Source organism: Fuchsiella alkaliacetigena, assembly GCF_023227765.1.
In the GTDB taxonomy this organism is placed as follows: Bacteria; Bacillota; Halanaerobiia; order Halobacteroidales; family Acetohalobiaceae; genus Fuchsiella; species Fuchsiella alkaliacetigena.
Genome location: NZ_JALKBZ010000009.1, coordinates 1 through 23375 on the forward strand (window position 1 = coordinate 1; position 23375 = coordinate 23375).

The following is a 23375-nucleotide window of genomic DNA, read 5'->3' on the forward strand; positions in this document are numbered from 1 at the left end:
CTTTTTGCTTTTAATTATAGCATCTTAAAGGGAAGAAATTAAATCTATTTTAGAGTTCTTTCTTGCGATTGCCCTGCAATTCCTGTTAACCTCTCCTGATTTTTATGATATAATTATCTCAACAAATACTCCTGCTTAATCTACTGAAGAAAGGGGTCTAAACATGAAAAAAATAAAATTTTATTATAGAGACTGGTTTATATTTTTAACTCTAATCCTAGTTCCTCCTTTAAGTATATTTTTAATGTGGAAGGGTAAGAAATTTGGCCAAACCGATAGAATAGCAATTACTCTAACATTCGTTATTATTACTTTAATAGGTATTTTTTTAATAATTCCCAGCGGGAATAATGGTCAAAACTTCAGTCAAGAAAGGACCTCTCAAGAAGCATCAACTGCAAGCGAAGAAAAAAGCACTCCCGAAAAAGCTGAAACTGATGAAAGTGAAACAACACCCCAGGAATTTCAGGAAGATAATGAGTCTAGCTCTGCTCAAGGAGCTGCTCAAACAGCAGTAAAAGTCAATAATATTGAGCTAACTCCGGCTGGAGTTGAATCCCGAACTGATGGTGAAATTAAAGAACTAATAATTAATGGCTTTAGCACTACTAAAAATGAGCTACAAATGCTAAACTGGACTCAGTCTATTCTCAAGGAGGTTTATTACGCCAGTGAATTACCCAACTGGATAACAGTTCGCTGGTACGGTAATCCTAGCCAAGATCCAGAACAAGGACTTTTAAGCCTCTATATGTCCTTTAGTATCTCCAAGCAAAACTTAATGATGGTTAATTGGAATAACCTCGATACGCAAAGCTTAAAGAGTATTGCCGATAGATACCATAGCAGATCCGATATAAATTAATAGAATATATTATTTTACAACCTCGTCCATTTTCACAGACGAGGTTATAATTTATTAATTTTTATAGCTACTATCTACAAAATCAATAGCTACTAGGGCCCGATACACTAACATAGCAATTACTCCCCCCGCTAAAGCTGTAATCAACTGAGGTAAACTCATCATCCTAGCTATCTGCTCTGGAACCTCTACTATAAAGGTTACAGCTGCAGCCAAAATTAAGTACTTACTCAGCGAAGCAACTATTATTCCGACTATCTTATTTTGCTTACTTATCAAGCCAAAGACAACTGCCAATACTCCGTTACTAAGCGCAATAAAAGGAATCATCGGCGCTAAAGGCGGCGGCAAAATACCCTGAATAAAAGCAACTATCGGAGTAAAAAGCCCAATAGCCACTCCACTCCAAATGTTTACTAGCAACGTAGCTAGATAAAGTATGGTATTAATCAAGGGCCCGGTTACTGGCTGAGGAAAGCTACCTAGTTGAATAACTAAAGCCAAAGCTAATAAAATAGCCGTGCGAGTTAAAAAAGTCACTTTATTATCCTGCATCCTTTCACCTCCTATTGTTTCATTAATATACTCTTAAATGAGAAAAAAAGAACTTAATTTAATAAAGGAAATCATTAGTTCATGGATAAATATATTATTATATGTATCTCAAATCAAAAGCATTAAAATTATCCAGGAGGCAGATTAAAATGTTAAAGAAACTAGCTGAACTCACCGACCAAAACCCTGTTGCTGTCCTATTTATGATATTTTCTCTTTTTTATTTATTGGCTAATCTAAGTAAAATTCTGAATTAAAATTTAAGAATTATGTTCCACTTATTTATCTTTAAGTTTTCTGGCCTTTACTTTTTTTCTTATAGAGTATAAATACACCTAATATCAACAGCAACCCTATTACTATTTGCACATTTTTATAATTATCTAACAACGCCGGTAGTCGTGACCAATTAGCAGTAATATAGAGCCCAATAAAGCTCCAAAAAATACCCCAAACTAAATTGCCGACTAAACACAACAGCAAATACTTAGCTAAATTCATCTTTTGGGCTCCTGCTCCATAAATCATAGGAATTCTCAATACTCGCGAAAATATTTGTGTGATTAATAGGGCCCAAGAACCGTAATCAGCAAAGAGTTCTTCCGCTTTCTGAACAGCTTTTTGACGCCGCTTCTTTAAAAACTTAATCCTTTTAACCCAATCCTTCCCCCAATAACCCACTGTATAAGCTATCAAATTACCGGTTAAATTACCTAATAAAAAGAAAATTATTAACCCCGGAAGCGACATGGCCCCTTGATTAACAAAGTAACCACTAACAATTAATATCAGTCCATCAGGAACCGGCAAGCCAACCCCTTCTCCTATAGAAGCAAAAAATATCAATAAATATCCATACTGATTCCCTAAATTTATAATCAACTCTCTAAAAGTATCAAGCTCCAATAATAACACCTCTTATTCTTTACAACCTTTAGTATATTTCTTTTTAATAAATACTATTTCCTTCACTATTAGTATATTATTTTGTTATAATTAAAGAAAAATAACCTAAAATTAATGATTAAGGAGTTGATAAAAAAATGACTGAGCCTAGCTACATAGAACTTTTCCGTTCTCAAGAACTAAATCAACGAGTAAACAAAGCCTGGGAAATGATGAAAAACTGTCAACTATGCCCTCACCACTGCCAAGTCGATCGCACTCAAGGTGAAACAGGTTACTGTAATATCGGCAGTGAAATCAAAGTAGCCAGTTATGCTCCTCATTATGGCGAAGAAGATCCCCTAGTTGGCCGAAATGGCTCCGGAACTATTTTTTTTAGCGGCTGTAATTTACACTGTATTTACTGCCAAAACTACGATATCAGTCAAGGAGAATCTGGAAGAGAAGTCAGCATTCAAGACTTAGCAGAAATGATGATCTCTTTACAGAAGCGAGGCTGTCACAATATCAACTTTGTAACCCCCAGCCACATGATCTATGCAGTTCTAGCTGCCACCGAAAAAGCTTGCCAACTAGGTTTAAAAATCCCTTTAGTCTATAATACTGGAGGTTACGACGATGCCCAAGTGCTGCAAGAATTATTAGCTGGTGTAATAGATATCTATATGCCCGATCTCAAATATGCCGATGAAGAAATAGCTCGCCAATACTCTCAGATTAAAAACTATCCCCAAGTAGTTAAAGCAGCAATTAAAGAAATGCATTGTCAAGTTGGCGATTTACAGCTTGAAAAAGGAGTAGCTACTCAAGGGCTAATAGTTCGTCACCTGCTCTTACCTAATCAACTAGCCGGAAGCGCAGATTTACTGGATTTTATCAAAGAAGAAATATCAGCTAACACTTATCTCAATATTATGGGCCAGTACTATCCTGCTTATCAAGCTCATACAGACAAAAAGCTTAAACGTCGTCTTCATAATCAGGAACTAAAGGAAGCCCTCAACTTAGCTAAAGAAAAGGGGTTAACTAGAGGGCCTTAATTTTGAAATTAAAATCCCTCTCTATAGGCCATATGGCCTATAGAGAGGGATTTTACTCTTGGGGATTTAACAATTAATTAATTCAATCATTTCAAAATTAATCTTTCACTCAGCTCCACAAAATCGCTATTATGGGTTAAGCGCTCTTCATTATCAGCTACTATTTTCATCCTAAAGCCTTCCTTATCCCAGGTATCTCTGCCTAAATTTCTAAGTTCAAACTCAAAATTTCCTCTATCGTTAAGCACTTCTCCCGTAGCAAGCAACTTAGTCAGCTTAGCTCTACCTTTAATTAAGATAATATTTAACCCAGTGCTATACTCTACCTCCAGACTGTGATTAAGAGTTTCTAACTCTAAACAAGATTCTTTACTTTTCACTCCGTAGATAAAACCGCTTTTAAAGTCGCTTCCTTCACTTAAAGCAACTACATCAATTCCTCCCAAAAAATAAAAACTTGTCTTTTCTTCTTCAGCTAGCTGTGATAATTGAAGCGACCCTTTCTGCTGGGGTTTTGACTGAAGTTTATCTCTAAACTCCAAAATATCATCCAGCTTAAGCTGGAATAACATCTGTAGCTGTTTACTATTTTTCATCATTAAGCCTAAGGAATGTTGAAACTTAATTATATCCTCTAAAGTAAAGTTCTGATCTGCAATTACTTTTTCTATTTTTTCTACCTGAGCCTCTAAAATATTAGCTAAAGCCTTTTCTCCTGAAGAAACAGACTTTAATAGTTCCAGTAACACTTCAGTTTCAGACTTAAAATCCTTCCTTAACATCAGTCTTCATCGGTTTCTTCCGTACTAGACGAAGTAACTTTTGAAGTAACTTTCTTAGAAGTACATTCACCTTTAAGCTTAGAGCAAGGCTTTTTAAGCTCCTTTTTTTCTTTAAACTCCAGTACATCCTCCAATTTAAACTGAAGCAGCATTTCCTTTTTAATAGCACTACGCATCACTTTGGAAACACTCTTTTGAAATTCAATCATTTCTTTAGGAGTAATCTTGCACTTCTTAGCTACTGACTGAATTTTTTCAGCTTCAGCATTTAAAAAGTGGGCCAAGGCAGTCTCTTCTAAGGCAATAGACTCCAACAGATCAGTTAAAGCTTCTTCCTGGGTTCTTTCCGGAATTTCAGGTTTGGACACTTTTAAACTCCTCCTTTAAAATTATCTAATTAACTTTATATTTTATACAGCTTGTTACTAATTAATATATATGGCCTTCAATAAATAAATATGCTCAAAAAATAATCACCTCCTAATTTTAGAAGGTGATTTAAAGAAACAACTCATTTTTAATTTAATTTGATTAGTAAACCTGAAAGTTCAGCGAGACTTAAAAACATCCTGCCGCCCTCTACTTTAACCAGCTCATCTCTAACTAAGTCCTGATACTCTCCAGCAGCTGCCTCAATCTTAAAATCCAGCTCTATAGCTTCTAAACCAGCATTCAACACTATTAGCAGTCTTTGCTCTTGATAACTACGCTCAAAAGCATAAACCTGATGGTGACCTAAATCTAGCTGCTTAAAGCTACCTCTGCGCAAAGCAACTTCCTCTTTTCTAAGCTTAATTAACTTTTGATAGTAAGCAAAAAGTTCTTGATCCGGTTTAGTATAACCTCGATCTTCCCAAAGCATAGTCCGTCTACAGTCAGGATCCTTAGCACCTTGCATCCCCACTTCACTACCATAATAGATCATTGGCGCTCCTACATAGGTCATTTTCAACAACACAGCTAACTTTAAACGTCGCTTATCGCCTCCAGCTACAGTCAAAAAACGGGCCGTATCGTGACTATCCAATAGATTCTGTAATACATAATGAGCCTGCTCTGGATAGTCAAAATAAGTTCTAGCTAAACGATTAGCAAACTGATAAGAATTCTCTTTATCGTGAGCAATAAAGTCCACCACCGCATCTCTAAAGCAGTAGTTCATCACCGCATCAAACTTATCCCCTTGCAAATAACTGGCAGCATCATCCCAAATTTCCCCGGTAATATAAGCCTCTGGATTGATATCTTTAACGTGCTGACGCCAATCAAGCCAAAATTCTGGATCAATAGGTTCCAGCTCATTAGGTACATCTAAACGCCACCCATCAACTCCATCGCTAGGATCTCCATCACCATCCGGATCCATCCACTTAGCAGTAATCTCAAAAAGATACTCTTTCACCTCGGGATTTTTAACATTTAGCTTCGGCAAAGAGCCAAAGCCCCACCAGGATTCATAATTAGGAGGATTATCCTTACTCTGTTCATGAATAGGAATTACCGGAAAACTATGAATCAAGTACCAGTCTGTATATTCAGAATCTTCACCCTTTTCTACAATATCCTGAAAAGCCCAGTGCTCATAACCAGTATGATTGAATACTGCATCAATAATAATCCTAATTCCATTTTCATGTAGCTTCTTAATTAGAGATCTAAAATACTGCTCCGAAGCCTCAAAGTCCCCTTTAATAGCCAGAGTATCGTCGATTAATTCATAAGCAGCAGTATTATACTTATGATTAGAGGTTGCTTTGAAGATCGGATTAAGATAAACAGTGTTAATACCTAGCTTCTTCAAATAAGGAATCTTTTTTTCAATTCCTTGTAAGTCTCCCCCATAAAAAACATAGTGTCCCGCTCCTGCTTCAATAAAGTTATCATCATCGATTAGTTGAGTTTCACATTCTATAATCTTTGACTGACAGTCAGGCACACCCTTTTTCCAGTCCGGACTTAAAGCCTCACATCTAACCCCTCTATCTTCATAAAGTTCAACCTTCTCTGGATCATTATCGGGATTGCCATTATAGAAACGATCCGGAAAGATCTGATAAAAAATGGCATCTTGCACCCAGTCAGGAGTCTCAAAGATATCCTCAGTAGAAAAGCTATATTCAAAAACCTCTAAAGGATGTGAGTCAGCCGCCTCTTCCAGTACAAAAATACCTTCTTCCTGCTCTCTAAAGCCCTCCCACTCAACCTCAAAAGAACCGTTCACTCCATACCAAATCGGAATATAGTCTTCTTTTCTAACCTCAAAAAGATACTTAAAGTCCAGCGCTTCCACCTCAATAATTGCGTTATATATGTCGTAGCCATCGAAGGTGATAGTCTTTGTTAACTGCACCTGCTTAGCTTCGTTATCATAGTAATGTAAGATTACTTCTTGCACAGCATCCTGCTCGGTTTGAAAATTAATAGAAACTCTATCCGCAGCTAAAGGATTAATAAACTTTCTCTGTTGATGATCGTGATATAAAGCTTTTTCGTGCCATAAGGCCTTAATCCTAACACTACCATCACGGTTCAAAATCCTCTTTTTCAACTCCATTATCATCTCTCCGTTTCTCTAAATTTAATTTTTCTCTAAACCTAGTTTTCCCCTAAGTTTAATTCTTAAACTTTCTCCCTCAAGATTTAAAGTTAATACTTACTTAAAACTGCTCCTTACCTATTTTACATCATTTATATAAAAAATTCTACATCACTGAGAATACTTTCGAAGTAAATAATGGTAATATTCATTATATACAAAACTGCACCCAAACGTGAATAATTTTAGCAAAAAAATAATCTATCCAGACCATTCACCAACTTGCGAATAATCGGATAGATAAAGTAGCTAAAATATTTACTTTTTTCTTCAGCTAAAAGGGCCCGTAAATCACTCTAAACAACCTTTTGATAACTAAAAGTTAACCATAAGCATTGGGCCAGTATATTCTCCTACTATCCAAGCAGCATTGACCCTGCTTCTTTCAGCTCTTTCTATTCTCTCGTAAGCTTCCTCTACATAGCTCTTAGAGTTAAACTGATAAAAAGCCGTTCCTCCAAAAATCAAACCACTATAAATATTAGCAGAATTATCCTCATAAGGCTGAGTAAAGAGATAATAAATAGCCAAGCCAGCATTGGAAATACCACTAAGAACTCTTTCCCGCTCAGCTCTATCGGCTAAATAAGCCATTGACTCTTTGGCTGCTAATTCTCTCTGTTCAGGTTGATAGTCCGCTAAAGATCTATACTCTCGTTCTTCAGTGCTAGGTACAACTAACTGTAAAAGCCCTAAGCTAGCAAAGACTCCTCCGGTCACTCTCAAAGTCCTTTTATCACCTGAATCATCAAGAGTAGCAGCATAGATATAGCTTCCTGCTCCAGCCCCTATTAACAGTCCAGCAGAAAGTCTACGCTGAGTACGTTCGCGATCAGCAACTCTTTTTAAGGTTACTTGAGCAATACCATCCTGCTCTGTAGTAAGCATAGTAAAAGAATCATTATTAATACTTAACTGATTAGCTTCTACCCTAGGAATTAAGAGAGTTAAAAATAATAATAAGATTATTATGCAGGTGATTCTTTTCATTGATAACTTCCTTTCCCTCTTTAGAAATTTTGCCATCTTAACTATATTATTCAACCTGCAATCTCTTATTCCTGCTTAAATCACTAAAACTTTATTGAGATTCCGCCTTTTGCTCTTCTCTTGGAGCCCTCCTTGGATTTTTATCTTTTAGTATTAATAAAATACCGGCAGCTACTATAGGAGTAATCAGCAAAGAAATAAAAGCCCAAAAAATAACACTTCTTCCTCTAGTGCCAGCAAAACCTCCTATCCCTACAGATAACATAAGATATAACATTAATTCAATTGTAATCCCCTCCTCAACTTATAAATTAAGACTTAAAATTGCTTTTATTTAGCAAGCTATGTACTATATTTAGAGGGAGTTTATCAAAATTCCTGCAAAGTAGTCAATTAAAAAAAGCTTGGTTAAAATAACCAAGCTTTTTAGGGGAGTTTAAGGGGTGACTAACAGTACTAAAAATTTAAATCTTCTTTAAACCTATTTATTCCTAATCTATTAAGCACCAAAGCTAACTTCTCTTTATCTTGACGCTGTTTAGCATAATATTTAAGCAGCTTAGAAAGCTTTGCTAATAATACCTCGCTATCTATTAAATCCACCACTTCAGTAGCAAACTGCGGGTGGCGGCCCATTTTCCCACCTATTCCCAAAGACCAACCCTTATCCTTTACTTTTATAGCTTCTGTGGGACAGCTTTTAACACACTCTCCACAATCAAGACATTTACTATTATCAATTACAGCATACTGACAATCATTAGTATTATTAGATTTAAGCTCGATAGCTTCTTCTTTACAGACTTCCACGCATTCACCACAACTTACACAATCATCAACTATCATCTCTACTCTCATCCTACCCAAAATCGAAAGGTCTCTAATTTGAGGTCTAGAACAGCCATTAGGACAGCCGGCAATACCTATTTTAAACTTGAGATGCGGTAGAATAGGCTTGGTACCTTGATAATCCAAAAGACTAGCTAAATCTTCTTCGGCTAACTGCTTCTCTAATTTCGAGGCTAACTCTTGACTATCTAAGATTAAGTTTGGACAAGCATATTTAGCGCCAGCACAAGCTTTAAATTCAAATAATGAGTTTGAGCCTCCAGCTAAGTTTTCTATCATAATTTAACCTGCCTTCCAATTAAGCTTGATAGTGCTTTAAGTATTTAACTTATTTTTAATTATATCCTATATTCAGTAGATATCTATGACTTTTATCATATATAGTAAAAAAATATATATGACTGGATAGGCAGTATAAGAATCAATAATTGTTCCCTCAATACCAAGGCATTCAGATAAAGCAAAGAGAATTGGTCTAAATACACAGGTAATGCATTAATTAATCTCCTTTATAGTTAGGCAAGGTAGAGTTTCCGTAGGGTATAACCAATATCTTTGCTTGCGCTCCCTTAACTTCCAAAGCTCTATCCAAAGCTTTATCTAATTCATCGAAAGTCTTAATAAATAAACTTTCTTTAATTTTCTCAGCCAATTCAGAAACTAAATATATCTCACTATGTAAGTGGATATTGGCCATCCGGGCTGCCTTATGCCTTCCTAATACAAAATTACACTTGATATCGTTCACCAGTTCAGCAGGAGAGAGATCACCCAATAAAGCTTCACCAAACTCATCTTCGCCTAATCCATCCTCACACTCTCCAGCTACAACAATAATACCTCCCTCTTTTACAGCCAGACTAGCATTCTCCATAGCCTTATGTGTTTGGTAGAGATCTATATCCTTGGGAGCACCTCCAGGGGAAACCACAACTATATCAGCCAATTCATCTATCTGTAAGCGGAAAATATCATTTATATAGTCTACACCTTGCCGATGAGCCTTAGTAATTTCGCCAGCCACTACCTTAACTGCCTCTTTACGACTATTTAAGATAGCATTAACCATAAAATCAATCCCCACCATGTCACCAATCTCTTCTAGATCCTCCCTGATAGGATTACCTGAAGTTAAGCCAGCTTTGGCTTGGGGATTAAGAGAGTGTTGATGGTTTCTTTTAATAGTCTTTCTGCTGGCTACTCCGGGAGCTAAGGCCTTAGCTCCCCCGCTAAAGCCAGCATAATAATGAAATTCAAGATTTCCAGTAGCAATTAAAAAATCCGCCTCTAAAACCTTGCTAAAGATAGCAATCTCTGTTCCCCTCTCTGTAACCCCAACATCTACACAATCATCTATATCGTGATCTATACACTCTATTCGCTCATATATATCTGCTCCCACCAACTTCTTCTGCTCCTCTTCAGTCTGCTTTCTATGGACTCCCAGACCAAAGATAACTTTAATCTGTTCATCATTAACCCCTGCCTCATTTAACTCTTCAATAATTGGTGGTAGCAAGATATGTGAAGGTGCTGGTCTAGTAATATCACTAGCCAGTATCACCACTTGATCTTCAGCATTTACTAGTTTCCTTAATCTTTCACTTCCAATAGGTTCATCCAAAGCTCTTTGTACTTCTGCTAGAGGATTAGCTACTCCTTCTACTTCCACAGGGTTCAACGTTCCTAAATAGTTCTGATCAGCTATTTCTAAATGCAGCTTTTTCTTTCCATACTTCAGTAAGGTCTCCATCCTTTAATCCCCCTTTTATCCGCCATCTGCTAAAGGTACTAAGCTGACTACATCGCCTTCCTTTAATTGCTCCTGTTTCTGAACATTAACGCCATTAACTAACACTAAATTAAATTCTAATTCCGCTGTTGGTATTTCCAAAAGTTCAAGTAAGTCCAAGAGATCACTCTGCTGATCTATCTCTACTTCTATCTCTTCCGAATCCGAAGATAGATACTTCTTTAATCGTCCAAATACCTTTACTTGGACCTTCATTAAAATCCCCTCCTGCTCACTTCTATCAATCAACCCCGAAGCTTATTTAGCTAAAATTAATCCCCTCTAGCCATTAATCTTTTAGCATTTTCTAATTCAGTCTCATAATCAATCTCAATTTTAGCTACTCCGCTTTCAATTGCTGCTTGGGCTACCGCTGCTGCTACATAGGGCCCTACCCGCTCATCAAAAGGCTTAGGAATTACATAGTCCGTAGCCAACTCTTCCTCTTCAACTAAATCAGCCAAGGCATAAGCTGCCGCTACCTTCATCTCTTCATTAATATCACTTGCTCTTACATCTAGGGCTCCCCGGAAAATACCTGGAAAGGCCATTACATTATTAACCTGATTAGGATAATCGGAACGACCTGTACCTACTATCTTAGCTCCTGCTGCCAAGGCATCCTCAGGCCAGATTTCAGGATCGGGATTAGCCATTGGGAACAGAATGGGCTCCTCAGCCATATCCTCAACCATTTCTTTGCTCAAAACTCCAGCTACCGAAACTCCTATAAAGACATCAGCTCCTTTGATTATATCTCCCAGTTCACCCTGTTCTCCTTCTTGATTGGTTAACTTAGCTAGCTCTTCCTTTTGAGGATTGAGTCGCTCGCGTCCTTCATAGATAGCCCCTTTACTGTCCAATACAATAATATCCTTAACTCCTTCCGCCACTAAGAGTTTAGTAATACTCACTCCCGCTGCACCCGCACCATTAACAACTACTTTGATATCTGCCAGCTTTTTATCTACTATCTGCAAGGAGTTAACTAATCCAGCCAGAGTAATTATAGCTGTTCCGTGTTGATCATCATGAAAGACGGGAATATCCAACTCTTCTTTTAATCTCTGCTCAATATAGAAACACTCCGGGCCCTTAATATCCTCCAAATTAACCCCGCCAAAACCAGAAGCCATCATCTTAACTGTGGCAATTAATAAATCTGAATCATCTTCATCTAAACAGATCGGAAAAGCATCTACTCCCCCAAACTCCTTAAAAAGAACAGCCTTGCCCTCCATTACCGGCATAGAAGCCTTAGCTCCGATATTACCTAAGCCCAAAACAGCACTGCCATTACTAATCACAGCTACAGAGTTAGACTTATTAGTATAATCATAAACCTTATCTTCATCATCAGCAATCTCCAAACAGGGCTCTGCCACTCCCGGTGAATAAGCTAGGGATAGATCATCTTCATCATTAACCCGTACCTTAGTCTGCATCATTAACTTACCTCGATTATCTTTGTGTAGTTTCAACGCTTTATCTTTTAGCTCCATTACTACTCCTCCTTATTGATTATCTTTTTAGCATTCTCTAATTCTTCTTCATAATCTATTTCAATTCTAGCTACTCCGCTTTCAATTGCTGCTTGAGCTACTGCTGCGGCTACATAGGGCCCTACCCGCTTATCAAAAGGCTCAGGAATCACATAATCAGCAGCCAACTCTTCCTCCTTAACTAAATCAGCCAAGGCATAAGCTGCCGCCACCTTCATCTCTTTATTGATATTGCTAGCCCTCACATCTAAGGCTCCCCGAAAAATCCCCGGAAAAGCCATCACATTATTAATCTGATTAGGATAATCTGAACGACCTGTACCTACTATTTTAGCCCCGGCTGCCAAAGCATCCTCAGGCCAGATTTCAGGATCGGGATTAGACATTGCAAAAATAATAGGATCATTATTCATACTTCTTACCATCTCTTTAGAAACAATTTTTGGAGCAGAAACACCAATAAAAACATCAGCATCCTTCATAGCTATAGCTAAATCTCCCTTTAACTTTCTCGGATTAGTTATTTGGGCCATCTCAGTTTGAGCCTGGTTCATCCCTTCTACTTCTGGATGAAGAATTCCAAATATATCACCCATAATCACCTCGCCAAAGCCAACATTCAAGAGTAATTTAGCAATAGCGATTCCGGCCGAACCAGCCCCATTTACTACAATCCTTGTCTCTTGTGGATCCTTTTCTAAATACTTCAAAGCATTAATCAGGCCTGCTAAAACTACAATAGCCGTTCCGTGTTGATCATCATGAAAAACAGGTATCTGCAGCTCTTCCTTCAATCTACTTTCAATCTCCATACACCTAGGTGCAGAGATATCTTCTAAATTAACACCACCAAAAACAGGCTCTATCCTCTTAATAGTTTCTACAATCTCATCAACATCCTGGGTATTAACACAGATTGGAAAAGCATCTACTCCCCCAAACTTCTTAAAAAGAATAGACTTCCCTTCCATGACCGGCAAAGAAGCTTCAGGGCCAATATCACCCAGACCCAGAACAGCACTACCATCGGAAACTACAGCTACTAAATTGCTTTTAGCAGTATAATCATAAGCCTTATGAATATCAGCGGCGATTTCCTGACAAGGTTCAGCCACTCCCGGACTATATACTAAGCTAAGAATATCACCATTATCGATCTGAACCTTACTTCCAATCTCTATCTTACCTTTGTTTTCACTATGTGTTCTTAAAGCCTTCTCTTTTAAAGTCTTCTCTTTTAAAGCCATTTTAAATTCTCCTTCGTCTTTTTTAGTTAATATAAAGTCTCAGCTGCTCGATAAGAGCTTCTAGCAAAGGGACCTGCAACTACTGCTTTAAAGCCTAGTTCTTCTCCTAGAGATTTATATTCTGCAAACTGCTCAGGAGTAATGAATTCTTTAACCTCAAGATGTTCTGGAGAAGGCTGTAAGTACTGGCCTATTGTCAAAATATCCACTTTCACACTACGTAGATCTTTCATTACCTGAATTACCTCGTTTCTCTTTTCGCCTAAACCAAGCATTAAACCCGATTTGGTATAGACTTCTGATTTTAAGGACTTCAGCCTAGGCAAAACTTCTAAAGAGCGTCGATAATCAGCCTCAGGCCGTACCTTATTATATAGCCTAGGTACCGTCTCAATATTATGATTAAACACCTCAAAGTCTGCCTCGGCTAATTGTCTTAAAATCTTCGGCTTTCCTTGAAAGTCAGGAGTAAGTAACTCTATCTTAATTTCTGTTGAAAGCTTCTTAATCTCTGCCGCTACCTTGATAAATTGACTCACTCCCCCATCCTCTAAATCATCTCTAGTTACTGAAGTAATAACTACATACTCCAAATCCAATCTGTCAACTGCTTTGGCAATATGTACTGGCTCTAAAGGATCTACCTGATCTGGAGTGGCTGAAGAGACAGCACAAAATCTACAGTTTCTAGTACAGTTCCTCCCTAAAATCATAAAAGTAGCCGTATTTTCAGCAAAACATTCACCTCGATTTGGACATTCAGCCCCTTGACAAACAGTATTTAATTTTAAATCCTCTAAGGTATCCTCAACCCGGGCCCGCTTCTCTTTAGCTGGTAAGCGTTTTTTAAGCCAACTAGGAAATTTGCTGCTCATTATCCATCAACTCCATCTCAAAAACTTCTATGAACTGCTTAATTACTAATTTTATAATCTCTTCTCTCTTTATTTCCGCTGCCAAAAGTTCTTTTAAGGAAGTAACTCCCTTATCCACTATCCCACAGGGAATAATGTAGTTAAAATGCTCTAAGTTCGGAGCAATATTAAAAGCAAAGCCATGATAAGTAACCCAGTGCTTCACACCTATCCCAATAGCGGTTATCTTCTTCTCGCCGACCCAGACTCCAGTTAACTCTTCTATTCGCTTAGCCTTTATACCTAAATCTTTTAACACCCGGATAAAGACCTCTTCGTAGTTCCGGAGTAACCAGTGTAAGTCCTGTTGATGCTCTTTAAGATTGAGAATAGGATAACCTACCAGCTGTCCTGGCCCATGGTAGGTTATATCCCCTCCTCGGTTAGTCTCATAAACACTAATCCCTACTTCTTTTAAAGCTGCCTGGCTAACAGTAATATTATCTCTAGAACCACTTCTGCCTATAGTAAATACCGGTGGATGTTCTACCAATAGTAATGTATCTGTTATTTCATTATTAGCTCTCTTCTTTACTAATTCCAACTGTAACTGATAGGTCTGCTGATAATCCTTTTTTCCTAAATCAATAACTTCCAATTTAGGCCTCATTTGCTCCACCTTCTCTCTAGAGATAATTAAATCAAACTGCATTACCCTACGCTTAAACTAAACTCCTGCCTCAACAACAAATAATTTAACCGGTGTTTCACTAGTTACCACAAAGGAGTGGGTCGCATTATTTTTGGCTAAGACTGCATCGCCTTCCTTCATCTCTACAACCTCTCCATCTACGGTCATCTCTCCTGTTCCTTCTACCATAAAGTAGATCTCTTCGCTACCCTCATGGGTATGCTCACCAATCTCTGTGCCTGGCTCCAATATTAACTCATGTAAAAAGTGCAGCGACGAATCAAAGTCATCGGGAAAACCATCAACCTGTGGTAAAGCAGCATCCTTACCCATAAACTGAGTAATATGCATCTTGCCCTTACCCCCAATAGTATCAATAAAGACCTTTTCTACATCTTCTCGACCTCTTTTAATATAGGACATTATATATTCCCCCTTTTAAATTTAACTTAAGCATCCACAGCAGCCCAAAAACCAGCGTGAATAGCGTCTTTGAAGTGCCCTGCTCCCTTCATATTACCTAAAACTTGAACCTCAATATCTTGCTCTGCCAAGCCTGCTTTAAGCTCTTCTGTATCTAAGCGCTTAAAACCAACAGCCGTTAACACATCATCACACTCAATCCTTACTTCTTCACCATCTGTAGAGGCTATAACACTATCCTTGGTAATCTCAACTACTCTGTGCTCAGTAAGTATTTCTACACCTTCAGCTAGAACCATCTCTCTTAAGTGCCAGCGCAAATGACCACTCAACTCACGGCCTACTGTATCTCCCATTTCTAAAATCGTAACCTCTTTATCCTTCTCCTTCATAAAAAGAGCTAAGTCTAAGCCGACACCACTACCACCAATAATACATACCTTTTCACCTAGGCCAGCTCCATCATCTAATAATTTATTAATAGCAATCTCGCTATACTCAACTCCAGGAATCGGCAGCTCCATTGCTTTTGAGCCCATAGCTAAAATAACTAACCCCGGTTGAAACTCCTGAATATTTTCAATTTTTCCTTCCACACCGAGATGTAAATCAACTCCATGCTTCTTCAACATAACTTCATAATAATTTAACATATTACTTAACTCTTGATTCTTATAGGCAGTTGTGGAAGCAACTCTAGCCAAGCCTCCTATCTGCTCTTCTTTCTCCAATAAAGTAACCTGATGTCCACAACGAGCAGCAGTAATTGAATACTCTAATCCAGCCGGGCCCGCTCCTACAACTACAATTCTTTTAGAATCTCGAGTAGGCTGTAGCGCATCTTGATACTCATAACCACATTCAGCATTAACACAACAGCTTAAAAAGTGTCCCTGATCTATACTACCAGTACACTCATTACAGCGAATACAGCTTCTGATCTCCTCTAACTTATTATTCTTGATCTTATTAGGCAAATCAGGATCTCCTAGCAGTGCTCGTCCAAAATGTACTATATCGGCCTTTTGATTCTTGATTACATCTAGAGCAACCTCTGGCTCAAAGCTGAGACTTCCTACAGCAATAACGGGAATAGAAACCTCTTTCTTAACTGCTTCAGCCAAATAGACTAATTGATCTTTAGGATCTCCCTGCATTGGGAAATGCTTAATGCTTTCATAAGTTCCGTGAGTTACATCTAAACAATCAACGCCAGCCTCTTCTAACAACTGAGCATACTTAACCCCTTCCTCAAGGCTTAAACTACCAGGAGTAGACTCTTCAACACTCAGCCGATAGAATAAAGGAAAGTTGGGCCCTACTTCCTTGCGAATTCGCTTTACCACTGCTAACCCAAATCTGCTTCTATTCTCAAAACTACCTCCCCACTTATCAGTTCTCTTATTAGTCCTCGGAGAGAGGAATTGAGAAATAAGATAACCGTGAGCTCCGTGAATCTCAACTCCATCAAAGCCACACTCCTTAGTCCTACGAGCTGCATCAGCAAAATCCTGAATAGCTTTTTCAATCTCCTCTTCAGTCATGGCCCGAGGCATATCTCCCCCTACCTCCGACTTAATAGGTGAAGGTGCTAGGGGCTGCTCAATATCCAGATGATGACTAAAGGTCTGTCTACCAACATGCTGGATTTCCGGGATGATCTTAGCTCCATAACGCTGTACAGACTTGGCTAAATCATGAAGTCTAGGCTTAAATCTATCGTGATGAATAGCCACCGGATTACCATCACCACGCCCTGTAGCCCAATCAATACAGGCATTCTCCACTACTATTAAGCCCGCTCCACCTTTAGCTCTTCTTACCAGATACTCAATCAACTTATCAGTTACTTCACCGGATTCACTAGCATACTTAGTAAACATAGGCGCCATAGAGATCCGATTCTTCAACTCCATACTCCCAATCTTAATCGGCTCAAAGAGCTCCTTAAAATCTTTACTCATAATATTTCTCTCCCTCTATAGTTTTGGAAACCTTCTATATATCGTTAGTCTGGTCTGTCCTAAAAAGGTGTTTCTCCGTTCCACAAGCTTTTTTCTGAGCTATTAACATTAATTTTAGCTAAAATTAAGATTGTTTGTACTCTTATTAAGATTTTAGTTTATTTTAGATAATTACGAAAAAATCTTGAAGTCACTCCAAAACATCCTTTTCAGGACGTGATAGATCCAGAACATTATCGTAAGTGGAGGCTTTAAAACGCACCACACCTAAACACATTAATTTAATTTCAACTAGCACAACAGGTTATATTAAGCTAACGTAATAAGACTTAAATTACTTAACTACTATCCAATCAATGCCCAACTTCACCAACTTAGACCTCTTCGGTACACCAGTTTCCGGATCCCAGCCCATCATTTCATAGCGCAACTTAACTGCCTCATAGAAGTCATCACGATCTATTGCGCCTTCTCCCTGTAGAGGGCCATCGTTAAAGTCTTCAAAGAACCTCTCCGGCAGTACATCATCTTCACTAGTAAAACCTTCTTTATTGTTAAAGACTCGAGCCATATCTATACTCCGCTCTGCTGCCTCCATCAACTCTCTTAAACTGATATCCAAGCCAGTTACCGCCTGTACTAACTCTACTAACATCTGCAAAGGTACTGGCCCCCGGGGGACATAACCAAAGCAACAGGCACCTAACATGTCAATTAAAGTCCAGTAAATATCAAGATTCATAAATAGTCTGGCCTTATCTGCTCCCATAGATAAGGGGTCTACTGGCTCATAGATTCCCAAAGCCTTAGTAGTCTTAGTACCATAAGTATCTTCAGCAGTATAAAAGGTATCGTGAGCAGCCTTCATATGGTCGGCCCCGTAATCAGCTAGAGCATACTGTAAACCTACTCCAGTCTTTACTCGGGGATCGTGCATAGCTACTTCTTGCCCCTTAACCTGATGAACATATTTTTCAGCTCCTTGACCGATCTCCTCTGCTGCTCTCAAACTTCCCTCGGCCAAAAGATCACCTATTCCTTCTCGCTGAGCTATCTTCTCTATCAAAGTTAAGACAGCATCTTGATTACCAAAGTTTAACTCCAGACCATCACAATCTTCTTGGCTCAGCAGACCATTTTCATAACACTCCATAGCTAGGGCAATAGTCATTCCGGTGGATATAGTATCCAAGGTATACTTATTACATAGTTCATTAGCCTTAGCAATTACTTCTCTACTCTTTATTTCCAACGTGGAACCTAAAGCACCTACTGTCTCATACTCGGGCCCGCCATACTTAGGATCAACCTTGATTGAATCCTGATCTACCTCTACTACTCGCTTACATCTAATCGGACAGGCAAAGCAGCCTTTCCCTTTCTTACCAATAGTATCGCGCCAGGTCTCACCAGCTATCTCATCTACCCCGTCAAACTTACCTTTATTCCAATTTCTAGTAGGTAAAGCACCAGCTTCATCATTAGCTCTAACGGAACCCAAAGTTCCTACATCGTGAAGTGCTTCAGCTAAAGGATTCTTCATGCCTTCTTTAGCAGTCCACTTATTAATCTCTATTACCTTCTCTTTATCGGCCAGCTCTACTGATTCACTACCTTTAACAGCAATAGCCTTTAAATTCTTAGAACCCATTACCGCTCCTAAGCCATTACGACCATTAAAGTGTCCTAGATCATTAGTTATATTACCATACTTAACTAAATTCTCACTCCCGGGCCCAATCTGAGCCACCCTGACTCTCTTATCATCTAATTCATCTCTAATTAAGTCCTGCACCTCTCCGGTCTCTTTACCCCACAGTTGCTCAGCATCTCTAAATTCAACCTGGCCATCCTTAATCCAGAGATAGACCGGCTGCTCTGCTTTACCAGTTACAACTATAGCATCATAACCGGCTTTCTTTAACTCTGGAGCCCAGAATCCTCCAGCCTCGCTTTCACCAAAGCCTCCCGTTAAGGGTGATTTACCGCAGACTATCAGTCTGGAAATGGCGGGCCCTGGTGCGCCAACAACAATGCTAGTAGCAAAGACCAACATATTCTCTGCAGCAAGAGGATCAATTCCCGGCTCCAACTCCCGGTGCATATAATAGAGAGCAAAACCACGGCCCCCTACATACTTTCTATAAAAGTTCTCTCCGTGTTCATCAACGCTATACTCCTGATTACTGAGATCAACCTTTAATATCTTTCCATTAACACCTTGCATTATTTTACCTCCTAATACTTCCCTTTTAACTTAAATATGGATAGCTCCTCCGCTTAAGTCGTGGGCTGCTTCCATTATCGTTTCAGCCAAAGTAGGATGTGCATGTATAGTTTCAGCCAGAATTTCAGTAGTTACCTCCATCTTCACAGCTAAAGTCGCTTCCGCAATTAATTCTGTAGCATGAGGGCCAATAATCTGTACTCCCAATACCTGATCCCACTCCTTATCTGCTACAATCTTGACTAATCCTTCCTGATATCCTGCCGCTAAAGCCTTACCGCTGGCCATAAAAGGAAACTTGCCAACCTCTACTTGATAGCCCTGCTTTACTGCTTCTGCTTCGCTCAAACCTACCGAAGCCAGTTCCGGAATTGTATAAATACAGCCTGGAACCGCTGTATAATCCATCTGCTTCTCTTTACCTACTGCATTTTCGGCGGCCACAATTCCTTCTGCTGAAGCCACATGGGCCAGCAGCGGTTCACCGATCACATCACCAATAGCATAAATATCCGGCTGACTAGTCCTTAAATAAGAGTCTACCACCAAATGTCCATTATCCATCTCTAAATCAAGCTCATCTAAACCACGCAGGTTAGGCTTTCTACCTACAGCAACCAATACCTTAGCTACCTCTACTGGCTTAACACCTTCGGCAGTCTTAATCTGAACTTTCAGCTTAGCATTATTAGAATTAATCTCCTCAACCTCAGAATCAGTCAAGATATTAATCCCCTGCTTAGCTAAGTTCTTTCTTAAGATCTGCACTACTTCTTTATCAATTCCGGGTAGGATTTCTTCCATCAACTCCACAATAGTTACCTCTACATCTAGACTGGCAAAGACCGTTGCCATCTCTACCCCGATCACTCCACCACCGATAATTAGTATAGATTCCGGTAGCTCCTCGAGGTCTAAAGCTTCCTTACTGGTTATCACTCCCGGCAAATCAACACCTGGAATCCCGGGAACAAAAGGCTTAGAGCCAGTAGCAATTATAACCTTACGGGCCCTGAGCTCTTCATTATCTGCTCCGGTTATCTTAACTCTATTATCAGCTAATAACTCACCATAGCCTTTAAATAGATCTACACCCTTCTTCTTAAGCAGGCCCCCGACTCCCTGAGTCAACTTCTGGACTACACTATTCTTACGCTCTCTCATCTGCGGCCAATTAATAGAGTAACCGTCGATCTCTATTCCGAACTCTGCACTGCGCTCCAGCTCATGGAGTAATTCCGAGTGCTTAAGATAGGCCTTAGTAGGAATACAGCCTCTATTAAGACAGGTTCCACCTAACTCATCACCTTCCACCAAGGCCACCTTTGCTCCCAACTGAGCTGCCTTAATGGCGGCTACATAACCGCCAGGGCCGCCGCCAATTACACAGATATCATAATCTATATCGCCAGCTATACTTTCTTTAGTAGCTTCTCCCTCGCTAACACTTTCATTGCTTTCCTCAGCTTTAGCTTGATAATCTATCTCTTCACCCTCTTTGGCTATCACAGCCACTACCTCATTTATAGGAGCACTCTCTTCCTCTGCAACCAGTATTTTAGCCAGAACTCCGCTGGCCGGTGCTTCCACTTCCAGACTGGCCTTATCGGTATTCACCTCAAAGATTGCTTCTCCCTCTACTACTTCCTCGCCTTCCTGCTTAAACCACTTACTGATAGTACCCTCGGTCATTGTCTCGCCGAACTTAGGCATCTCCACTTCATAGGCCAAAGTTATCACCTCTTACCCTCTATATTATAGTAGTAACTCTACCGGATTCTCGAATAGTTCTTTTAAACGCTGTAAAAACTCACCTGCTGGGGCTCCATCTACTGCTCGATGATCAAAGGATAGACTCAACCATAAGGTAGGTCTAGCTACTACTTCTCCCTCTACCACAACAGCTTCTTCACTAATCTTTCCTATTCCCAATATAGCTACCTCCGGAGAATTTATAATTGGAGTAAAGATCTCAACTCCAAAACCACCTAGATTAGTAACAGTAAATGTGCTACCCTGCATCTCCTCACTGCTGAGCTTTCCAGCCAGCGCCTGTTCCACTAACTCTTCTCTTTGACTAGCTAATTCTTTTAAGCCCAATTGATCAGCATTATCGATTACCGGGACAACTAATCCTTCCTCTATATCCACAGCCAATCCTAAATTCACACTATCCTTAATAATAATACTCTCGCCTCTAATATGAGCATTGAGATTTGGATACTCTGCTAAAGCCTGGGCCGTAACTAGATTAATAATATCGGTATAAGTAATCCGCTGTTCAACCTTCTCCTTTAATCTCTCTCTTAAGCTCACTACTTCTGTCATATCTACTCTACTAGTTAAAGTAACATGAGGAGCCTCACTGGCACTCTGGGACATTCTCTGAGCCACAATCTTTCTAATCCCAGTCATAGGTATCTCCTGCTCACCGCTCTCTGCCACTGGCTGCTCTGCTTTTAGACTACTAGCTTCTTCCTTGCTAGACAGATAAGCTTCCACATCCTCTCTAGCTATCCAACCTCCAGGGCCGCTTCCCTCTAACTCGGCTAAATCTATTCCTTTTTCTTGGGCCATCTTTTTAGCTACCGGAGTAGCCTGTACTTTTTCCTGGCGGGCCCTTAGATCAGCAGCTATAATTACCTCTCTACCATCCTGAGGAGTTATAGTCGCTAGCTCTACTCTCTGCTCCCGGGCCAGCCTTCTAGCTGCCGGAGATGCTTTCACCTTTTCACTCAGCTTTAAAGTTTTCTTTTCTTTCTTTTGCTGAGCAGTTGCCGGAGTCTTCTCCACTTCTGCTTCAGACTCTTCTTGCTTAGCACTGCCCTTAATACTCTCGTAATCTATCTCCTCACCTTCCTCAGCAATCACAGCCACTACCTCATTAATGGGAGCACTCTCTTCCTCTGCAACCAGTATTTTAGCCAGAACTCCGCTGGCCGGTGCTTCCACCTCCAGACTGGCCTTATCGGTATTCACCTCAAAAATCGCTTCGCCTTCTACTACTTCCTCGCCTTCCTGCTTAAACCACTTACTGATAGTACCTTCTGTCATCGTCTCGCCGAACTTAGGCATCTCTACTTGATAGGCCAAAGTTATCACCTCCTATTTAACATAACAACTTCTTTTAATTGCTGCTTTTATCTTATCTGTATTAGGCATTCCATGCATCTCTAATTTCTCATTATAAGGAACTGGCGCTTCCATTCCTGCTACTCGCTCTAAAGGAGCATCTAGATAATAAAAGGCTTCGCTCTCCATAATCTTAGCGGCAATCTCAGCCCCAAAGCCACATCTCTTCACTGCTTCGTGAACTACTACTAATCTACCAGTCTTAGCTACTGATTTAACTATAGTCTCTTCATCAAAAGGCTCTAAAGTTAAAGGATCAATCACTTCTACACTCAGCCCTTCTTCCTTAACCATATCCTCTGCTGCCTCTAAAGCACGGGGAAGCATATATGAGTTAGCAATTACTGTAACATCACTTCCTTCTCTTTTAATATCAGCCTCACCAAAAGGAATTAAGTACTCTTCTTCCGGAACCTCACCAGTAAAGTTATAGGCCATCTTATGCTCAACAAAGAGCACTGGATTATCATCTCTAATAGCCGTCTTCAATAATCCCTTAGCATCATAAGGGGTAGAAGGCATTACTACCTTAAGTCCCGGCACGTGCATAAACCAAGCTTCTAAACTCTGCGAATGCTGGGCTGCACTTCCTCTGCCGCCCCCGCCCTGAGTACGAATAACTAAGGGGACTTCTACCTTACCTCCACTCATGAATCTCATTTTAGCCGCCTGATTAACAATCTGATCCATAGCCACCGTAGTAAAGTCTATATACATTAATTCAGCAATAGGTCTCATCCCTGTCATTGCTGCCCCTAAGGCACTACCAATAATAACTGCTTCAGAAATAGGGGTAATTCTGATCCTCTCTCCCCCGAACTCATCATAAAGTCCCTGCGTAACTCCATAAATCCCTCCGTGCTCAGTAATATCTTCACCCATCACAAACACATTTTCATCTCTATACATCTCTTCTCGCATTGCTTCTCTTAATGCTTCGCGAACACTTAGCTCTCTCAT

22 protein-coding genes are annotated in these 23375 nt (G+C 39.6%); 2 read left to right on the forward strand and 20 right to left on the reverse strand.

Going from position 1 to position 23375, the window contains the following annotated elements; all coding sequences use genetic code 11:
• The first annotated feature begins 163 nt into the window (after positions 1–163).
• Positions 164–865 carry a hypothetical protein gene (locus MWH30_RS03865; protein WP_248662737.1) on the forward strand — a complete coding sequence of 234 codons (702 nt, stop codon included), beginning with the start codon at positions 164–166 and terminating at the stop codon, positions 863–865.
• A gap of 54 nt (positions 866–919) precedes the next feature.
• Here MWH30_RS03865 and MWH30_RS03870 read toward each other — a convergent pair whose 3' ends face one another.
• Both MWH30_RS03870 and MWH30_RS03875 read right to left on the reverse strand, forming a co-directional pair.
• Positions 920–1420 carry an ECF transporter S component gene (locus tag MWH30_RS03870; protein WP_248662738.1) on the reverse strand — a complete coding sequence of 167 codons (501 nt, stop codon included), beginning with the start codon at positions 1418–1420 and terminating at the stop codon, positions 920–922.
• Positions 1421–1708: 288 nt separating this feature from the next.
• Positions 1709–2326, reverse strand: coding sequence for a DedA family protein (locus MWH30_RS03875; RefSeq protein ID WP_248662739.1), 618 nt, complete (start codon positions 2324–2326; stop codon positions 1709–1711).
• A 137-nt stretch (positions 2327–2463) separates the two neighbouring features.
• On the opposite strand from MWH30_RS03875, the gene MWH30_RS03880 reads away from it, so the two are divergent.
• Positions 2464–3366, forward strand: coding sequence for a radical SAM protein (locus MWH30_RS03880; protein WP_248662740.1), 903 nt, complete (start codon positions 2464–2466; stop codon positions 3364–3366).
• Between the two features lie 86 nt (positions 3367–3452).
• Here MWH30_RS03880 and MWH30_RS03885 read toward each other — a convergent pair whose 3' ends face one another.
• From MWH30_RS03885 to MWH30_RS03970, 18 genes are all read right to left on the reverse strand, one after another.
• On the reverse strand, positions 3453–4148 hold the full coding sequence (locus tag MWH30_RS03885; protein WP_248662741.1) for an alpha-helical endospore appendage domain-containing protein: 696 nt from the start codon (positions 4146–4148) through the stop codon (positions 3453–3455).
• Positions 4148–4516: an alpha-helical endospore appendage domain-containing protein gene (locus MWH30_RS03890; RefSeq protein WP_248662742.1), complete on the reverse strand. Its 369-nt coding sequence runs from the start codon at positions 4514–4516 to the stop codon at positions 4148–4150. The genes MWH30_RS03885 and MWH30_RS03890 overlap by 1 nt, the downstream gene beginning before the upstream one ends.
• A gap of 149 nt (positions 4517–4665) precedes the next feature.
• Complete coding sequence (locus MWH30_RS03895) at positions 4666–6702, reverse strand: glycoside hydrolase family 13 protein (protein WP_248662743.1); 2037 nt, start codon at positions 6700–6702, stop codon at positions 4666–4668.
• 357 nt (positions 6703–7059) lie between these two features.
• Complete coding sequence (locus MWH30_RS03900) at positions 7060–7734, reverse strand: hypothetical protein (protein WP_248662744.1); 675 nt, start codon at positions 7732–7734, stop codon at positions 7060–7062.
• Positions 7735–7825: 91 nt separating this feature from the next.
• Positions 7826–8011: a hypothetical protein gene (locus MWH30_RS03905; RefSeq protein WP_248662745.1), complete on the reverse strand. Its 186-nt coding sequence runs from the start codon at positions 8009–8011 to the stop codon at positions 7826–7828.
• Positions 8012–8190: 179 nt separating this feature from the next.
• Positions 8191–8862: a 4Fe-4S dicluster domain-containing protein gene (locus MWH30_RS03910; protein WP_248662746.1), complete on the reverse strand. Its 672-nt coding sequence runs from the start codon at positions 8860–8862 to the stop codon at positions 8191–8193.
• Between the two features lie 220 nt (positions 8863–9082).
• Positions 9083–10336, reverse strand: coding sequence for a nickel-dependent malate racemase, LarAH6 family (larAH6, locus tag MWH30_RS03915; protein WP_248662747.1), 1254 nt, complete (start codon positions 10334–10336; stop codon positions 9083–9085).
• Positions 10337–10351: 15 nt separating this feature from the next.
• The gene (locus MWH30_RS03920; protein ID WP_248662748.1) at positions 10352–10591 is read right to left on the reverse strand and encodes a MoaD/ThiS family protein; all 240 of its coding nucleotides are present in this window, start codon (positions 10589–10591) and stop codon (positions 10352–10354) included.
• 56 nt (positions 10592–10647) lie between these two features.
• Positions 10648–11877, reverse strand: coding sequence for an NAD(P)-dependent malic enzyme (locus tag MWH30_RS03925; RefSeq protein WP_248662749.1), 1230 nt, complete (start codon positions 11875–11877; stop codon positions 10648–10650).
• Between the two features lie 2 nt (positions 11878–11879).
• A complete protein-coding gene (locus tag MWH30_RS03930; protein ID WP_248662750.1) occupies positions 11880–13124 on the reverse strand; it encodes an NAD(P)-dependent malic enzyme in 1245 nt (414 codons plus the stop codon).
• Positions 13125–13150: 26 nt separating this feature from the next.
• Positions 13151–13999, reverse strand: coding sequence for a lipoyl synthase (lipA, locus tag MWH30_RS03935; RefSeq protein ID WP_248662751.1), 849 nt, complete (start codon positions 13997–13999; stop codon positions 13151–13153).
• Positions 13980–14648, reverse strand: a complete 669-nt coding sequence (gene lipB, locus MWH30_RS03940; RefSeq protein ID WP_248662752.1) for a lipoyl(octanoyl) transferase LipB — start codon at positions 14646–14648, stop codon at positions 13980–13982. The genes lipA and lipB overlap by 20 nt, the downstream gene beginning before the upstream one ends.
• 57 nt (positions 14649–14705) lie before the next feature.
• Positions 14706–15092: a cupin domain-containing protein gene (locus MWH30_RS03945; protein ID WP_248662753.1), complete on the reverse strand. Its 387-nt coding sequence runs from the start codon at positions 15090–15092 to the stop codon at positions 14706–14708.
• Between the two features lie 26 nt (positions 15093–15118).
• Positions 15119–17056, reverse strand: coding sequence for an NAD(P)/FAD-dependent oxidoreductase (locus tag MWH30_RS03950; protein ID WP_248662754.1), 1938 nt, complete (start codon positions 17054–17056; stop codon positions 15119–15121).
• A 334-nt stretch (positions 17057–17390) separates the two neighbouring features.
• Positions 17391–19283, reverse strand: coding sequence for an aldehyde ferredoxin oxidoreductase family protein (locus MWH30_RS03955; protein WP_248662755.1), 1893 nt, complete (start codon positions 19281–19283; stop codon positions 17391–17393).
• A gap of 30 nt (positions 19284–19313) precedes the next feature.
• Positions 19314–21014, reverse strand: a complete 1701-nt coding sequence (gene lpdA / locus MWH30_RS03960; protein ID WP_248662756.1) for a dihydrolipoyl dehydrogenase — start codon at positions 21012–21014, stop codon at positions 19314–19316.
• A gap of 24 nt (positions 21015–21038) precedes the next feature.
• On the reverse strand, positions 21039–22376 hold the full coding sequence (locus tag MWH30_RS03965) for a dihydrolipoamide acetyltransferase family protein (RefSeq protein ID WP_248662757.1): 1338 nt from the start codon (positions 22374–22376) through the stop codon (positions 21039–21041).
• A gap of 12 nt (positions 22377–22388) precedes the next feature.
• Positions 22389–23375, reverse strand: a complete 987-nt coding sequence (locus tag MWH30_RS03970; protein WP_248662758.1) for an alpha-ketoacid dehydrogenase subunit beta — start codon at positions 23373–23375, stop codon at positions 22389–22391.

Excerpts from the sequence above, each read along its gene's own strand:
- MWH30_RS03955 (WP_248662755.1), bottom strand. The coding sequence starts at position 19,283 with ATGCAAGGTGTTAATGGAAAGATATTAAAGGTTGATCTCAGTAATCAG.
- MWH30_RS03885 (WP_248662741.1), bottom strand. The coding sequence starts at position 4,148 with ATGTTAAGGAAGGATTTTAAGTCTGAAACTGAAGTGTTACTGGAACTA.
- MWH30_RS03865 (WP_248662737.1), top strand. The coding sequence starts at position 164 with ATGAAAAAAATAAAATTTTATTATAGAGACTGGTTTATATTTTTAACT.
- MWH30_RS03945 (WP_248662753.1), bottom strand. The coding sequence starts at position 15,092 with ATGTCCTATATTAAAAGAGGTCGAGAAGATGTAGAAAAGGTCTTTATT.
- MWH30_RS03895 (WP_248662743.1), bottom strand. The coding sequence starts at position 6,702 with ATGGAGTTGAAAAAGAGGATTTTGAACCGTGATGGTAGTGTTAGGATT.
- MWH30_RS03930 (WP_248662750.1), bottom strand. The coding sequence starts at position 13,124 with ATGGCTTTAAAAGAGAAGACTTTAAAAGAGAAGGCTTTAAGAACACAT.
- MWH30_RS03880 (WP_248662740.1), top strand. The coding sequence starts at position 2,464 with ATGACTGAGCCTAGCTACATAGAACTTTTCCGTTCTCAAGAACTAAAT.
- MWH30_RS03920 (WP_248662748.1), bottom strand. The coding sequence starts at position 10,591 with ATGAAGGTCCAAGTAAAGGTATTTGGACGATTAAAGAAGTATCTATCT.
- MWH30_RS03900 (WP_248662744.1), bottom strand. The coding sequence starts at position 7,734 with ATGAAAAGAATCACCTGCATAATAATCTTATTATTATTTTTAACTCTC.
- MWH30_RS03870 (WP_248662738.1), bottom strand. The coding sequence starts at position 1,420 with ATGCAGGATAATAAAGTGACTTTTTTAACTCGCACGGCTATTTTATTA.
- MWH30_RS03950 (WP_248662754.1), bottom strand. The coding sequence starts at position 17,056 with ATGAGTAAAGATTTTAAGGAGCTCTTTGAGCCGATTAAGATTGGGAGT.
- MWH30_RS03910 (WP_248662746.1), bottom strand. The coding sequence starts at position 8,862 with ATGATAGAAAACTTAGCTGGAGGCTCAAACTCATTATTTGAATTTAAA.
- MWH30_RS03925 (WP_248662749.1), bottom strand. The coding sequence starts at position 11,877 with ATGGAGCTAAAAGATAAAGCGTTGAAACTACACAAAGATAATCGAGGT.
- lipA (WP_248662751.1), bottom strand. The coding sequence starts at position 13,999 with ATGAGCAGCAAATTTCCTAGTTGGCTTAAAAAACGCTTACCAGCTAAA.
- larAH6 (WP_248662747.1), bottom strand. The coding sequence starts at position 10,336 with ATGGAGACCTTACTGAAGTATGGAAAGAAAAAGCTGCATTTAGAAATA.
- lipB (WP_248662752.1), bottom strand. The coding sequence starts at position 14,648 with ATGAGGCCTAAATTGGAAGTTATTGATTTAGGAAAAAAGGATTATCAG.
- MWH30_RS03905 (WP_248662745.1), bottom strand. The coding sequence starts at position 8,011 with ATGTTATATCTTATGTTATCTGTAGGGATAGGAGGTTTTGCTGGCACT.
- MWH30_RS03970 (WP_248662758.1), bottom strand. The coding sequence starts at position 23,375 with ATGAGAGAGCTAAGTGTTCGCGAAGCATTAAGAGAAGCAATGCGAGAA.